The 15,927-nt window shown below is 39.4% G+C and carries 14 protein-coding genes and 2 rRNA genes (1 of these 16 cut by a window edge); 4 read left to right on the forward strand and 12 right to left on the reverse strand.

Annotated features, from left to right (window positions below; translation table 11 throughout):
• Positions 1–146 precede the first annotated feature (146 nt).
• A complete protein-coding gene (locus DV428_RS08680; protein WP_114909428.1) occupies positions 147–434 on the forward strand; it encodes a YfcZ/YiiS family protein in 288 nt (95 codons plus the stop codon).
• 138 nt (positions 435–572) lie between these two features.
• Positions 573–1,610, forward strand: a complete 1,038-nt coding sequence (gene purM, locus DV428_RS08685) for a phosphoribosylformylglycinamidine cyclo-ligase (protein ID WP_114909429.1) — start codon at positions 573–575, stop codon at positions 1,608–1,610.
• A gap of 91 nt (positions 1,611–1,701) precedes the next feature.
• Here purM and cpdA read toward each other — a convergent pair whose 3' ends face one another.
• The 5 genes from cpdA to DV428_RS08710 form a co-directional block, all read right to left on the reverse strand.
• Positions 1,702–2,526: a 3',5'-cyclic-AMP phosphodiesterase gene (gene cpdA, locus DV428_RS08690; protein ID WP_114909430.1), complete on the reverse strand. Its 825-nt coding sequence runs from the start codon at positions 2,524–2,526 to the stop codon at positions 1,702–1,704.
• A 9-nt stretch (positions 2,527–2,535) separates the two neighbouring features.
• Positions 2,536–3,168: an ADP-ribose diphosphatase gene (gene nudF, locus DV428_RS08695; protein ID WP_114909431.1), complete on the reverse strand. Its 633-nt coding sequence runs from the start codon at positions 3,166–3,168 to the stop codon at positions 2,536–2,538.
• 192 nt (positions 3,169–3,360) lie between these two features.
• Positions 3,361–4,680: an exodeoxyribonuclease VII large subunit gene (gene xseA, locus DV428_RS08700; RefSeq protein WP_114909432.1), complete on the reverse strand. Its 1,320-nt coding sequence runs from the start codon at positions 4,678–4,680 to the stop codon at positions 3,361–3,363.
• A gap of 1 nt (position 4,681) precedes the next feature.
• A complete protein-coding gene (locus tag DV428_RS08705) occupies positions 4,682–5,896 on the reverse strand; it encodes a ribosomal protein uL16 3-hydroxylase (protein WP_114909433.1) in 1,215 nt (404 codons plus the stop codon).
• Positions 5,897–5,898: 2 nt separating this feature from the next.
• Entirely contained in the window at positions 5,899–6,207 is a 309-nt protein-coding gene (locus DV428_RS08710) for an RnfH family protein (protein WP_114909434.1), read from the reverse strand.
• A gap of 177 nt (positions 6,208–6,384) precedes the next feature.
• Between DV428_RS08710 and pth the strand changes: the two genes are divergently transcribed.
• Positions 6,385–6,969, forward strand: coding sequence for an aminoacyl-tRNA hydrolase (pth, locus tag DV428_RS08715; protein ID WP_114909435.1), 585 nt, complete (start codon positions 6,385–6,387; stop codon positions 6,967–6,969).
• A 47-nt stretch (positions 6,970–7,016) separates the two neighbouring features.
• Entirely contained in the window at positions 7,017–8,108 is a 1,092-nt protein-coding gene (gene ychF, locus DV428_RS08720) for a redox-regulated ATPase YchF (RefSeq protein ID WP_009766680.1), read from the forward strand.
• Positions 8,109–8,158: 50 nt separating this feature from the next.
• Here the strand turns inward: ychF and rnd are convergent, their stop codons facing one another.
• The 7 genes from rnd to DV428_RS08755 all read right to left on the reverse strand — a co-directional run.
• Positions 8,159–9,301: a ribonuclease D gene (gene rnd / locus DV428_RS08725; protein WP_114909436.1), complete on the reverse strand. Its 1,143-nt coding sequence runs from the start codon at positions 9,299–9,301 to the stop codon at positions 8,159–8,161.
• Between the two features lie 55 nt (positions 9,302–9,356).
• Positions 9,357–11,045, reverse strand: coding sequence for a long-chain-fatty-acid--CoA ligase FadD (gene fadD, locus DV428_RS08730; protein WP_114909437.1), 1,689 nt, complete (start codon positions 11,043–11,045; stop codon positions 9,357–9,359).
• Between the two features lie 42 nt (positions 11,046–11,087).
• Entirely contained in the window at positions 11,088–11,639 is a 552-nt protein-coding gene (locus tag DV428_RS08735; RefSeq protein WP_114909438.1) for a Slp family lipoprotein, read from the reverse strand.
• Positions 11,640–11,663: 24 nt separating this feature from the next.
• Positions 11,664–12,374: a tRNA (adenosine(37)-N6)-threonylcarbamoyltransferase complex dimerization subunit type 1 TsaB gene (gene tsaB, locus DV428_RS08740; RefSeq protein ID WP_114909439.1), complete on the reverse strand. Its 711-nt coding sequence runs from the start codon at positions 12,372–12,374 to the stop codon at positions 11,664–11,666.
• Positions 12,375–12,386: 12 nt separating this feature from the next.
• A complete protein-coding gene (gene yoaA / locus DV428_RS08745) occupies positions 12,387–14,309 on the reverse strand; it encodes a DNA repair helicase YoaA (protein ID WP_114909440.1) in 1,923 nt (640 codons plus the stop codon).
• Between the two features lie 198 nt (positions 14,310–14,507).
• Positions 14,508–14,623 (reverse strand): 5S ribosomal RNA (rrf, locus tag DV428_RS08750).
• Between the two features lie 183 nt (positions 14,624–14,806).
• Positions 14,807–15,927 (reverse strand): 23S ribosomal RNA (locus DV428_RS08755); it runs 1,889 nt beyond the window's last position.

Genomic DNA, 15,927 nt, shown 5'->3' on the forward strand with positions numbered 1-15,927 from the left:
AAATTTATTTCCTTGTTTTTATTAGAGTTCCGACCAGTTAGCGGGAACTTTTTGCATTTAATGGGCTATTTTGTTCAATTTTTGTCATTTATGGAGAAAAAGAAAAATGATAAAATGCGCAAAAATATTCATATAAGGAAAAGAAAATGACCGTAAAATGCAAAGCAGAAGAATCCTTAACTTGCAGCTGTGTTGATGTAGGCACTATTATTGACGGCTCTGACTGTAGCGTAGAAGTGCATCAAGTTTATAGCACAGAAGCTGATGCCAATGCAGCGCTTGAGCGATTAATGAAGAAAGCGCGCGATACAGAAAGTGATCCTTGCGAAATTAAAAGCGAAATCATGGCGGTTGAAAACGGTGTTCAATTAAATGCCTCTTTCACTTTTAGTTGCCAAGCAGAAGCGATGATTTTTGAACTCGCAAATCGTTAAAAACAATGTCAAACTAGACCGCACTTTTTCTAAAGTGCGGTCTTTTTTTATCTCAAAATTTAAATCGCAAACGTTTGCTTAAACTGTTAAAATAAATCGCAATTTATTTTTCAATACTTATCGATATAGGAAAACACTGTGAGCAAACAATCATTAAGCTATAAAGATGCCGGAGTTGACATTAATGCAGGCAATGCCTTGGTTGAACGAATTAAACCTGAAGTAAAACGAACCACTCGTGCAGAAGTTATCGGGGGATTAGGTGGATTTGGCGCCTTATGTGCGATACCCAGCAAATACAAAGAACCTATTTTAGTATCAGGTACCGATGGAGTTGGCACGAAATTACGCTTAGCCATTGATTTAAAAAAACATGACACCATTGGCATTGATTTAGTCGCCATGTGTGTCAATGATTTAGTCGTTCAAGGTGCTGAACCACTGTTTTTCTTAGATTATTATGCAACAGGAAAACTAGATGTTGATGTGGCTGCTGACGTTGTAAAAGGAATTGCTGATGGTTGTGTGCAATCGGGTTGTGCATTAGTGGGGGGCGAAACAGCAGAAATGCCAGGCATGTACCATGCAGGCGATTATGATTTAGCCGGATTCTGTGTAGGCGTTGTAGAGAAATCTGAAATTATTGATGGTAGCCGTGTAAAGAATGGCGATGCATTAATTGCCTTAGGTTCCAGTGGCCCACATTCAAACGGTTATTCTTTAGTTCGTAAAGTGATTGATGTCTCGGGCGTTAATCCTGCAACAGAACTGCTTGATAATAAACCATTAAGCGAACATGTACTTGCGCCAACAAAAATCTATGTCAAATCCGTGTTAGCACTTATTAAGCAAGCCGATGTACATGCGATTGCGCATTTAACAGGCGGCGGGTTCTGGGAAAACATTCCGCGCGTATTGCCTAAAAACACCAAAGCAGTAATTGATGAAAAAAGCTGGAAATGGCCTTCCGTGTTTAATTGGTTACAAGAAAAAGGCAATATTGACACATATGAAATGTACCGAACCTTCAATTGTGGTGTGGGCATGGTAATTGCGCTTCCTCAGGAGCAAGTCGAAACTGCATTAGCGATCTTAAAACAAGCGGGTGAGAATGCATGGTTAATCGGGCATATTGAACATGCTGAAGATGATGCAGAACAAGTTCTGATTGCATAATAAAATCATAAAAAAATGGTACACATTTACTGATGTGTACCATTTCTAACTGGAAAAAAGTGTGGTGAATTTTCACCACGCTTTAGTTTGATTAATACCCTTCTTCTTGCATATTCGGCAAAAATTCCTCTTGCTGAATGCGCTTTACTTCCGTACTAATTGAACCATCTGAATGTAGCTCAATTTCACGCCAACCAGGCTGTAACGTATCAAGAGAAAAATATTGGCAATCAGGTTTAAATTGAATACAAGTTGCTGGCGTTGCCATCACTTGATAACCATTCCATTCACTGTTTACTTCTTGATGAATATGCCCATACAAAATAGCCTTCACATTGGAAAAAGGCGCAAGCACTTCTGCCAATTCATGAGAATTACGAAGGTTATGTTGATCAAGCCATGCAGAATTAGTAGGTAATAAATGATGGTGTAATACAACCAACGTATAGCGTTCAGGATTTTTTTCTAAGGTTTCTTTTAATAAATCGAGTTGATGCTGGCTTAGTTGCCCATGTGGTACACCGTAAACTTGGCTATCCAACAATAAGGCTTGCCAATTCTCGCCCAATAGAAGATGTTTTGCCGAGTTCATTGGTGGTTGATTTAAAAATTCTGCCATTTTAGGCTGAAAATCGTGATTTCCCGGAATCCAAAATACGGGTTTATTAAAAGGTTTCATCATTTCTACAAAGCGAATGTAACCTTCATCACTACTATCCTGCACCAGATCGCCTGTAGCAAGAATCACATCAAATTGGTTATTTTCTTGCTGAATTTCCTTTAATACTTGAGCAAAACTTGCTTGTGTATTTACCCCCAATAATTCAGCGCTTTCATCTTTAAATAAATGGGGATCCGTAATTTGTAATAATTTAATAACAGGCTTTTCCGTCTGATAAACAAACGTATTTTTCATTAATGCCCCCTAACTACACTTCCAACGCTGTTGTAACTGAGCATAATTTAATTGAAGCCACTGCAATCCAATCACTGCAATGCCATTATCAATTTTCCCCTCGCACATCCATTGATACGCCTGTTCACGTTTTACTACGTGTACTCGAATGTCTTCATTTTCTTCAGCCAAACCGTGAATACCTTTTGCTTGTGAACTATCAACCTCACCAACAAATAAATGAATTCGCTCCACCGTTCCACCTGGGCTATCCCACACACTTAAGCAATGCGTTAAATTTTTTACTTGAATTCCCGCTTCTTCTTCACTCTCACGCAAAGCAACCTCTTCTGGCTTTTCACCTTGTTCCACCATACCTGCAATTAATTCGAGTAACCAAGGCGAACGATTAGATTCAGAATGATAAGCTGCGCCAATACGAACTTGTTCAACTAAAATCACCGAATCTTCTTTTGGATCATAAGCGATAACGGCAGAGGCAGCACCTTTAATAAGTAATTCACGCGTTACCACACCGCTTTCACCACCTGCAAAAAGCTTATGTTTAAATTGAATTCGTTTGAGTGTGAAAAAACCTTGATATAAAGTTTGTTCACCCAATATTTCTATATCTTGTTGGCTAAAATGTTGAATTTCTGACATCTGTTTTCTCCAAAACTGCGCGCAAAATCATACGCTTAAAAGACTACAAAAAAAATAGAAGGTTTCCACTTTTTGTTGAAAGTTTGAAGTGAGTCACAAAATAAAATACCGTGATAATTTATCAATAATCACGGTATTCTTTTTCAGAAGTATGTAAGATAATATTTTACTCCATTTTACAAAATAAGCATCCTACAAAACCTTACTCACAATTTTTCCATCAGCCACTTGAGTTGTAATGAAGTCCCCTTGATTGACATCTTTCACGCTAACAATGGCTTTACCTTGCGGGTTCTCTGCAATCGAATAACCTCTTGCCAATACCTTCAAGGGACTTAAGCCATCCAATTTTCCGCATAACGTTGCCAGTTTATGTTGACGTTCCGTCACTTGGCGATTTATGCTGAAATTTAACCGCACTTGTAACTGCTCTAAGCGTTGTTGGTGACGTTGCACTCGATATGGCAATGGATTTTGTTTCAAGCGAGAAGAAAGTGCGGTGAATTTTTGTTGTGTATTTTCAAACTGACGCCACATAGCAAGTTGCAAGCGATGCGTAAGCTGTTCATTTTTCGCCTGTTGAGCGCGTAACTGATTTTGTGGATGTTGATTTTGCAATCGTAAAATTAGCTGTTTCAAACGCTGGCTTTTTCGCGTAAATAAGCGATCAAATGCCATATCTAAACGTTGCTGTTGATGGCGCAGTTGTTGCAATAATTCATCTTGATTACGACTAACTAGCTCAGCCGCAGCAGAAGGGGTCGGCGCACGAAGATCTGCAACAAAATCGGCAATCGTCACATCTGTTTCATGACCTACCGCACTGATAATAGGTAAGGTTGAACGAAAAATCGCTCGCACCACTTCTTCTTCATTAAAGCACCAAAGATCTTCTAATGAACCTCCACCACGCCCCACAATTAATACATCCACTTCTTGTCGCAGATTGGCAAGTTCAATCATCTGCACAATTTCTGCTGTCGCCTCTTTGCCTTGAACCGCAGTGGGATAAATGACGACTTTTAAACTTGGATCACGACGTGCCAAAATATGCAAAATATCCTGTAATGCCGCACCTGTAGAAGACGTAATAATCCCCACTGCTTTACTAAAGTGCGGTAGATTTTTCTTAAGATTTTGAGCAAACAATCCTTCCGCAGCCAACTTCATTTTTAACGCTTCAAATTGCTGTTGCAATAATCCCTCGCCAGCTGGGTGCATCGAATCAATAATAAGCTGATAATCACCGCGAGGCTCATATAAACTCACATTGGCACGCACAAGCACTTGCATTCCATTTTGTGGACGAAAAGCTACACGCAAATTTTTCATGCGAAACATCGCGCAACGCACCTGCGCATTTTCATCTTTCAGCGTTAAATACCAATGCCCAGACACAGGTTGGGTAAAATTGGAAATTTCACCCGTTAGCCAAATTTGGGAAAAATTACCCTCAAGCATCTGACGTGCGGCAGAATTCAGTTGAGAGACGGAATAAATATTGTCTGACATATTATTCAATTAACGCCCAACCATCATCAACCCAGTTACAAATGGAATCCAACAGCAAATCCATTGAGGTTTCAGGATCTTCAGTTTCATTCACTAAATTAGATAGAAATGCCCAATCCAAACTTTCGCCGTCAGACAAGCGTTTTAATACTTCGCTCTCAATGACATTAAGTTCATCTAACCATTCGCCGTTCGCATAAATTCGCAACGGATTTTCGGTGTAAAGCAATTTACAATTGTTGTCTTGAGAAAGGAATGCGCCATCTTCTTCTAAAATTGACCGCACTTCATCAGGATCACACATTTCATCAGAGACTAATAACTCGTAACGACGAGAACTCACCGCACTTGCTACGGCTTGCTTAAACAACGCATCAAAAGCTTCTGAATGAGCCAATTTATCCAATAAAAGCTGTTTCATCGCTTGAATATTTTCATCCGCAAGTTTACCTGTACATTGTTCAGACTGGCTTAAACGTAGCGGCAAATCAAACTCACTTAAATTCAAATCAGGATCTTGATGACAAAAACCTTTGCTTATCCCATCAATCAAATTGCTTAAATTTGGATAACGCAAGCCAAAAGAAAAGGTTAAACAATCATCTTCAGCTACGCCATAATGTGCCATACGCGCTGGAATATATAGGATGTCGCCTGGATTCATCACGTCATCAATCACTAATTCGCCCATATCGTCAAAAATTCGGATTGGCTGATTGGGTTTAAATTCGGTACTTGGATCACACCATTTTCCTAACTGCCAACGACGATGACCATATCCTTGCACCAAGAATACATCATACTCATCATAATGCTTACCAACAGAACCACCTTTCGGCGCGTAAGACACCATAATATCGTCTCGTTGCCATTGAGGAATAAAGCCAAATTTATTCCAAAGTTGTCCTAATTCAGGCGACCATTGCTCCAAATTTTGAACCAACACCGACCATTTTTCTGGCAATTTTTGGAAATCCTTTTCGCTCAAAGGACTAAAAAAAACTTTCCAATCATCATCAGAAAATGTCTTCACTAAACGAGCGGTGACATCTTCATTTTGAGCGAGTTCAATAATATCTTGTGGCTCAAACTGTCCAATGATTTCAGGTAAACCGTTACGAATCACTAGTGGCTTTTTCTGCCAATAATCACGTAGAAAAATTTCTGGCGTGATATGTTCAGGTAAACAAAAATCAACAGATGAAAGTGCGGTCATTTTTAAGCTCCTTTTTCTTTGTCTTTGGCTGCAGCTTGCTCTGCTGCACGTTTACGGCGAATTTCTTTCGGATCAGCAAGTAATAGACGATAAATTTCAATACGATCGCCCTCTTTTAATACATCAGTCAATTTTATTGGACGACTGAAAATCCCAATTTTATTTGTGCTCAAATCAATCTCTGGAAATTGGCTTAAAATCCCTGATTGCGTAATCGCAGTTTGCACGGAAATGCCTTCATCAACTTGAAAAGATTTCAAATAATAACGTTCTGGCAAAGCATAAGCGATTTCAATGTTAATCTGATTCATTTTTACTTCTTTGTTAAAAAATTTTAACCATTATAACGGAAAAGTGCGGTGACTTTTAATGATAAATCACGAGCAATAACGTCACTCAATTATAGCCGCTTGTTTTAGCGTTATAGATTGAGAATTTAAGGCTTTTTCGCTACAATACGCCACTATTTTTTACATCATCAAATAAAAATGTCAGAAATAAAACTCATTGTTGGTTTAGGTAATCCTGGCGATAAATATACCGATACACGCCACAATGCAGGCCAATGGCTTATTGAACGCTTAGCACGTCGTTTTAACGTTTCGCTAAATCCAGAAAGTAAATTCTTCGGAAAAACTGCCCGCAGTTTAGTGAATGGAAAAGAAGTGCGCCTTTTAGTACCGACAACTTTTATGAATTTAAGCGGTAAAGCGGTTGGGGCATTGGCAAGTTTTTATCGTATTAAACCTGAAGAAATTTTAGTGATTCATGATGAATTAGATTTACCGCCAGGCACAGCGAAACTCAAACAAGGCGGCGGGCATGGCGGACATAACGGCTTAAAAGATATTGTGGCTCAACTAGGCAATAACAATAATTTCTATCGTTTACGTATTGGCATTGGGCATCCTGGCCATCGTGATTTAGTTGCGGGTTACGTCTTAAATAAACCCTCACCAACAGATCGCGATGCACTTGAAAAAGTGCTAGATGAGGCAACTGATTGTGTAGAAATGATTTTCAAAGATGGAATGGTCAAAGCGACCAACCGTTTAAACAGTTTCAAAATTTAAAAGTGCGGTTAGCTTTACAACCGTTTTACTCAAAATAAGGAAAAATTATGGGATTCAAATGTGGTATTGTGGGATTGCCAAATGTAGGCAAATCTACTCTTTTTAACGCGCTAACTAAAGCTGGTATTGAAGCCGCAAACTATCCATTCTGTACTATAGAACCAAATACGGGTGTCGTACCAATGCCAGATCCGCGTTTAGATGCATTGGCAGAAATCGTTAAACCTGAACGCGTATTACCTACCACGATGGAATTCGTGGACATCGCAGGCTTAGTTGCGGGAGCAAGTAAAGGTGAAGGCTTAGGTAACAAATTCCTCGCTAATATTCGTGAAACGGATGCGATCGGTCACGTCGTTCGGTGCTTTGAAAATGACGATATCGTGCACGTTGCGGGGAAAATTGACCCACAAGATGACATTGACACCATCAATACCGAATTAGCCTTAGCAGACTTAGACAGCTGTGAACGAGCGATCCAACGTTTACAAAAACGTGCCAAAGGTGACGACAAAGAGGCTAAATTTGAACTTTCCGTTATGGAAAAAATTCTTCCTGTACTTGAAAATGCGGGAATGATTCGCTCTGTTGGGTTAGATAAAGAAGAATTACAAGCAATTAAGAGTTACAACTTCTTAACTTTAAAACCAACAATGTATATCGCAAACGTGAATGAAGATGGTTTTGAAAATAACCCATATTTAGATCGCGTTCGTGAAATTGCAGCAAAAGAAGGAGCAGTTGTTGTTCCTGTATGTGCGGCAATTGAATCTGAAATTGCGGAACTTGATGATGAAGAAAAAGTCGAGTTTTTACAAGATTTAGGTATTGAAGAACCGGGATTGAATCGCGTAATTCGTGCGGGCTACGCACTTTTAAACCTTCAAACTTACTTTACCGCAGGCGTAAAAGAAGTACGAGCTTGGACAGTTTCAGTCGGCGCAACCGCACCAAAAGCAGCAGCTGTAATCCACACCGACTTTGAAAAAGGCTTTATCCGAGCAGAAGTTATCGCTTACGAAGACTTTATCCAATTCAACGGTGAAAATGGTGCAAAAGAAGCGGGTAAATGGCGTTTAGAAGGCAAAGATTACATCGTACAAGATGGCGATGTAATGCACTTCCGATTCAACGTATAAAAACATACAAAAAAATAACCGCACTTTTTAAGTGCGGTTATTTGTTATGTTTACTTGATGACATCAACTAACTTTTCACCAATAGATTTGCGCCATCCAATCAGCAACTCTGGTAGCTTGTCTTGAGAACAATTATATTTCCAAACCCATTTAATCAATTCTTCCAAAGTGCGTTTACTTGCAACGATTTCAGGGGTTAAACCTTCTGGTGTTAAGCTATTCACTTTTTCTTGTAACAATCGAATTGTTTTTTTATAACGAGGATCTTCAGAAATACGTTCAATAGGTTTTGGATAGTCATTAGAAGAAACACGTCTAGCTTGAGCAAGTAATTGCAAAATCTTTTTACCACGCACACGCACTTCATTTTCAGTTAATCCCATTTCTAACATTTCAGATGTATTACGTGGATTATTCTTTGCCACTTTCCAAAGATTATCTGATTTCACAATATAAGAAAGTGCTAAATCACGCTCTATTGCGACGTTTTGTCGCCACTGCGCCAAAATTCTTAAACGAGACAATTCTAATGGATTTAATTTCCAAGCATTTGGAATATCTAAATAAGCTTTTTCTGAATCTCGTTCTTGTAATTTATGTGTCTTAGAAAGAGCAAGTTCGCAATCATCTCTTACAGTTTGTTCCCAAGGTGTTTTAGCTAACTCTTTTTCAAGAATATGATAAAGCGGTAATAAATACCAAACATCACCTGCTGCATATTGAAGTTGAATATCAGAAAGGGGGCGTTTGATCCAATTCGTTCGTGTTGCACCTTTATCGATTTCTACATTTAAGTATTGTTGTGCTAATTTTGCCAATCCTGCTGATGTGCCAAGCCCAAGAAAGCGAGCCATAATTTGCGTATCAATCATTGGGCGTGGAAGCTGATCAAATTCTTGTAAGAAAACCAATAAATCCTCACTACAAGAATGTAAGACTTTTAATACTTTAGGATTGGATAACAATGCAACAAAAGGCGAAAAATCCGTAATCGCTAAAGGATCAATTAAAGAAACGCGCTCACCATCATAAAGTTGGATTAATCCCAGCTTAGGAAAATAAGTGGAAACACGCATAAATTCTGTATCTAGGGCAACTGCACTTTGCTGCTGAGCCAAATTGCAAATTTCCAATAGCGCAGTATTATCCGAAATGACTCTAAAGTGCGGTGGATTTTGACATTCTTTTATCATAGTAATTTTTTATTTAAAAAGAACAAAAATGGGATATTGCTATCCCATTTTGACATTAATGTTTTGAACGTTTTGCGATCTCTTCATCGCGTAAAACCCGACGTAAAATCTTACCTACATTGGTTTTTGGCAGTTCGTCTCGAAACTCAATTTCTTTTGGTACTTTATAGCCAGTGAGATATTGGCGACAATGATTTCGAAGTTCATCACGAGTTAAACTATCGTCTTTTTTCACGACAAAGATTTTTATCGTTTCGCCAGAAACTGCGTGAGGAACGCCAATTGCCACAGCCTCAGACACTTTGTAATTCAGCATAACGACATCTTCAATTTCATTTGGATAGACATTAAAGCCAGAAACCAAAATCATATCTTTTTTACGATCCACAATGCGTAAGCTATATGATTCATCCATAATGACAATATCGCCTGTTGCCATCCAACCGTCTTTTAACACTTCACTCGTTGCTTCAGGTCGTTGCCAATAACCTCGCATTACTTGATCGCCTTTTACCCATAATTCGCCAGCTTCGCCAATTTTTGCATCAGAGCCATCATCTTTAATGATTTTTATATCTGTATTTGGCACTGGTACACCAATAGTACCATTATGTTTCACAACATTAATCGGACAAGCGGCGATTAATGGCGAACATTCCGTCATTCCATAACCTTCAATGATGTTACAGCCCGTCAATTCGTGCCAACGTGTTGCTACAGACTGTTGAATAGCCATACCACCACCAACAGAAAGTTTTAAAGCTGAAAAATCAACTTCTTTGAAATTTTCATTATTTAACAACGCATTAAATAAGGTATTCACACCAGTGATTGCTTCAAAACGGTATTTTTTCAACTCTTTCACAAATCCTTCAATATCCCTCGGATTGGTGATTAAGATCGCAGTTACACCTAACTCTAAAAATAATAAGCAGTTTACCGTTAAGGCAAATACGTGATAAAGAGGCAAAGCTAAAATAGCTGAGCGAGTGCGAGAATGATCACCGATAAATGGCTCTGCAATCCATTTTGCTTGGAAGACATTGGTTATAATATTTCCGTGCGTCAGCATCGCACCTTTCGCTACACCTGTTGTGCCGCCGGTATATTGTAAAAAGGCTAAATCTTCGCGTTCCATTTCAGGGCGAACATATTGGCGATATTTACCAATACTCAATACTTCGCGGAACGTCACTGCGTGCGGTAATTTATATTTCGGCACGAGTTTTTTCACATATTTCACGACAAAATTGACTAAAGTACGTTTACCAAATGAAAGTTGATCGCCCATTCGGGTAAGAATAACGTGTTTAACATTGGTATTGAAAACGACTTTTTCCAAGGTAGAAGCAAAATTTGATACCACGACAATCGCTACCGCACCACTATCTTGCAACTGATGTTCTAATTCTCTCGGTGTGTAAAGAGGATTGACATTTACTGCAATTAAGCCAGCACGCAAAATACCAAAAAGTGCGATGGGATATTGCAATAAATTGGGCATCATTAATGCCACGCGATCACCACGCTGAAGTTTAAATTCATTTTGCAAATACGCGGCAAATGCACGACTGCGCTCTTCTAATTTACGAAAAGTAAGTACTTGACCCATATTAATGTAAGCGGGACGATCTGGATGTTCGCGCACAGCTTTGTCGAACATATCCAAAATAGATTCATATTTTGAGGTATCCAGAAATTTTTCAGAACCTTCTGGATAATTTTGAAACCAAATTTTTTCCATTTTTTATCCTAATTTGTTGGAAAATCTTTAAGATTCTATCATTTAATTCAAATAATAGCGAATTTCAGGCTGGACATACCAAGGGTGATGTCTCCATCTAAAAAATCCCCAATCATCATCTTCATCCCAATCATCTGTTGGATACTCATAAGTAGTACTGAGTGTCCAAATACGGTATTTGTCAGGTTGAATAACAGGATAAGTATAATCAGCTTGTTCGATCTTGCCTTTTTCTGTTCCAACTAATTGCCCGCCCACAGTAATATAACGTTCTTTTAAATTTTCAGGGTCCACAAAGCCATTAAAATAGACGATAAAGCGGCCATCTGATTGAAATTCAACAAATGGTTTACCTGAAATTGATGACACCGGTAAACTTAATACTTCAATTTTTGTTTGATTTGGTAAAACAGTCGCCTGAACAATTTTCCCGCCAAGCCGAACAGTTTTACAATGACAGGTTAAATCTTGAGGGGAAATCTCGCGATAGGAATTAATAGAGAATCGCTCTTCTTCTAACCCTTTCGGCGGTGCCATACAGCCAGTCAATCCCAAGCAAAGTGCGGTAAAAAATAAGGTGATTTTGCCTTTCATTTTCTATCCTCCAGTTATTTAAACTTATTCGCGTCCTGGTAATTTTTTCCAAGTAACCTCGTTTCGCAAATAAATCGGTTCAATCTCTAAAGCTGAAATTGTGCGTTTTTGCAAGTATTCTACTCGTGCGAGCTCCAGCATATATAAGGCATTAGGTAACACAATATCTGAGCTTGTTAGATTTTTTTCAGTAAATTGAGAATACGCAACCCAACCAGTCCCGACTCTAAATGCATTATCATCTCGAAGCTGTTTAATTGCTTGTTCAGGGGAACAAACTTGTTCAGTTATGATTTCTCGCCATTGAAAAAACTCTCCAAAATCAGACCGCACTTTTTCTCTCACTAATTGAGAAAAATAAACTTCGTTCATTCTCGCATCAATCGCTGCAACGACATTTTCTGCTTGATGTAATTCAAATGCCGCCTGTGCCATTGCGGTTAAATTTGAAATAGGAATGACAGGCAAATCCGCACCAAACGCCAAACCTTGTGCAATCCCAGCACCAACACGAACGCCAGTAAAACTCCCCGGACCACGCCCAAAGGCAAGGGCATCAACTTCGTTTAAACGTAAACCAGAATTTGCCAAAATTTCATCAATCATGGGTAAAATTCGTTTGGTGTGAGTGCGTTGAGCAAGTTCATTAATATGAGTTTTCTCACCACGATACAATAAAGCGACAGAACAAGCTTCAGTTGAAGTATCTAGCGCCAATAAAGTTAAATTTTGCATTATTATTCTCGTTTATTTATTTTGTAAGAATTGTATCACTTTGTTGAGATCACGGGTACGACTTGAGTTAGGTAAACTTTTCAAAAATGTTTCACCATAATTGCGCATCACCAATCGATTATCACAAATAATCACAACGCCACAATCTGTAATATCACGAATTAAACGTCCTACGCCTTGTTTCAACGTAATCACCGCTTCAGGAATTTGAATGTCATTGAATGGATCGCCACCTTGCAAGCGACAATCCTCAATACGGGCTTTTAACAAAGGCTCATCTGGCGCAGTAAAAGGAAGTTTATCAATAATGACTAAAGAAAGTGCATCTCCGCGCACATCTACACCTTCCCAAAAGCTAGAGGTTGCCACCAAAACGCTGTGGGTTTCTTTTATAAATTGCTCGAGTAATTTTCCTTTTGAGGTTTCACCTTGTAATAAAATAGAAAGGTTACTTTTTTCACGGAAGTATTCTGCTAAACCGCGCATCATTGAATAAGAGGTACACAGAACAAAACAACGCCCCTTATTTGCTTCAATCACAGGCAATAACATTTCGCCTAGTGAACTTAATGTATTCTCCTGATTCGTATTCGGCAAATATCGAGGCACACAAAGCATAGATTGTTCAGAATAATTAAAGGGACTCGGTAAAATTTTTTGTGTAGCATCTTCAATGCCTAAACGTTGGCAGAAATGATTAAAAGTTCCCCCCACTTCTAATGTCGCTGATGTGAATATCCAAGCAGCTTCTTTAGCTTCGAGCTGAGCACCAAATTTATCGGCCACCGTCAATGGTGTAATATGTAAACCAAACTGGCGACTATTTCCTTCATACCAATAACAATAACCCACAATATTTGTTTCAGATAAACGCTTGAGCTTAATCTTAATGGATTCAACACGCTCAAAAATACTATCCAAAGTTTGGGAGCGACCAAGCACTAATTTAATTACCTCAGCTAAAAAATCTATTTTCTCCTGTAATAATTCAAAGGATTTTTTCACCGCACTTTGCGTGTAAAGCTCACGCCAATTTCCTCGAACATTACTCCCATTACCCAGTAATAAACGAAAATCTTGTACAACCTTCAGTAAGGTATCAGATGTTGTGCCAAGCTGCTGCATATCTTTAAGTTCTGTGCGATAGACAATATTAATATCCTTACACAAATCAAAAAGCTGGCGTGATGTTAAAGATTGACCAAAATATTGACTAGCAATATCTGGTAACTGATGAGCTTCGTCAAAAATAATCACTTCTGCATTCGGAATAAGTTCGCCAAAACCACTTTCTTTTACAGCCATATCAGCAAAAAATAAATGATGATTAACTACAACCAAATCAGCATTTAATGCTTTTTTACGCGCACTTGCTACATAACATTCTGAATAATTAGGGCAATCTGTACCTAAACAGCTTTCCGCTGTACTCGTCAGTTGAGGAATAATTGGGCTATCTTCTGCAAGCTCAATACATTCTGTGAAATCGCCTGTTTTAGTACTATTGTTCCATGTACGTACTTTACTTAATTCGGCTAAAACAGACTTATCTCCAAGCACACCTTGAGCAATAACTTGATCTAAACGCTCTAAACAAAGATAGTTTGCCCGACCTTTTAGCAACGCAATTTTTCCCGTGAAATTAAGGGCTTTTTTAATAGCAGGAAGATCTCTATTAAAAAGCTGATCTTGAAGATTTTTAGAACCCGTTGAAATAATTGTTTTTTTAGCAAATACTAAAGCTGGAGCTAGATATGCGAAGGTCTTTCCTGTACCCGTTCCAGCTTCAATGATAAGGGAAGATTTATTTTGGATTGACTCGCCAACAGCATGCGCCATTTCAGTCTGCTCAGTTCGAGGTCTAAAACCTTTGATACTCTGACTTAATTCGCCATTAACAGAGAAAATATTAGAAATGCGATCTTGATAATTCATTAAATTAGAAAAATATAAATTTTTATTAGTTTAACAAACTTATAAAAAATCGTATATGAAGATAGCAGTTTTATTAAAACTAAAATTAGACTCTTATTTGATTAAATAATGAGCAAATTCCAAAAAACAAAAACCCCATATCTTTCGACACGGGGTTCTTCTGTTTTTATTTAATTTAACTTAGATAAGTATTTGGTAACCTGGCGGTGCCCTACTCTCACATGGGGATGCCCCACACTACCATCGGCATTACAGCGTTTCACTTCTGAGTTCGGTATGGTGTCAGGTGGTTCCACCGCACTATCGCCGCCAGGATAATTCTTTGATAACTTGTCTTTTCTCTTCTATCTCTCGCTACTCAGTCAGCTCTTACTCGACCTTTCACTCGTTCTTATTGGCTACAAGCTAAGCTCGATTTTCGTTCTATTGAGTCTTCTTATTTGATTTGTTTGTCTAGTCTTCTCTTACGCTCTTTTCCAAAAACACTTGAGCGTTGTATAGTTAAGCCTCTCGGGCAATTAGTACAGGTTAGCTCAATGACTCACATCACTTACACACCCTGCCTATCTACGTCTTAGTCTTAAACAACCCTTACACACTTGATGTGTGGGAGAACTCATCTCTTGGCAAGTTTCGTGCTTAGATGCTTTCAGCACTTATCTCTTCCGCACTTAGCTACCCGGCAATGCGTCTGGCGACACAACCGGAACACCAGTGGTGCGTCCACTCCGGTCCTCTCGTACTAGGAGCAGCCCCAACCAATTCTCCAACGCCCACGGCAGATAGGGACCGAACTGTCTCACGACGTTCTAAACCCAGCTCGCGTACCACTTTAAATGGCGAACAGCCATACCCTTGGGACCTACTTCAGCCCCAGGATGTGATGAGCCGACATCGAGGTGCCAAACACCGCCGTCGATATGAACTCTTGGGCGGTATCAGCCTGTTATCCCCGGAGTACCTTTTATCCGTTGAGCGATGGCCCTTCCATTCAGAACCACCGGATCACTATGACCTACTTTCGTACCTGCTCGACTTGTCTGTCTCGCAGTTAAGCTTGCTTATACCATTGCACTAACCTCACGATGTCCGACCGTGATTAGCAAACCTTCGTGCTCCTCCGTTACTCTTTGGGAGGAGACCGCCCCAGTCAAACTACCCACCAGACACTGTCCGAGACCACGTTTCGTAATCTTCGTTAGAACATCAAACGTTAAAGGGTGGTATTTCAAGGACGACTCCAACAATACTGGCGTATCATCTTCATAGTCTCCCACCTATCCTACACATCAAAATTCAATGTTCAGTGTCAAGCTATAGTAAAGGTTCACGGGGTCTTTCCGTCTAGCCGCGGGTACACCGCATCTTCACGGCGATTTCAATTTCACTGAGTCTCGGGTGGAGACAGCCTGGCCATCATTATGCCATTCGTGCAGGTCGGAACTTACCCGACAAGGAATTTCGCTACCTTAGGACCGTTATAGTTACGGCCGCCGTTTACTGGGGCTTCGATCAGGAGCTTCTCTTTCGATTACACCATCAATTAACCTTCCAGCACCGGGCAGGCATCACACCCTATACGTCCACTTTCGTGTTTGCAGAGTGCTGTGTTTTTAAT

The organism is Haemophilus haemolyticus, from assembly GCF_003352385.1.
Classification (GTDB): domain Bacteria; phylum Pseudomonadota; class Gammaproteobacteria; order Enterobacterales; family Pasteurellaceae; genus Haemophilus; species Haemophilus haemolyticus_I.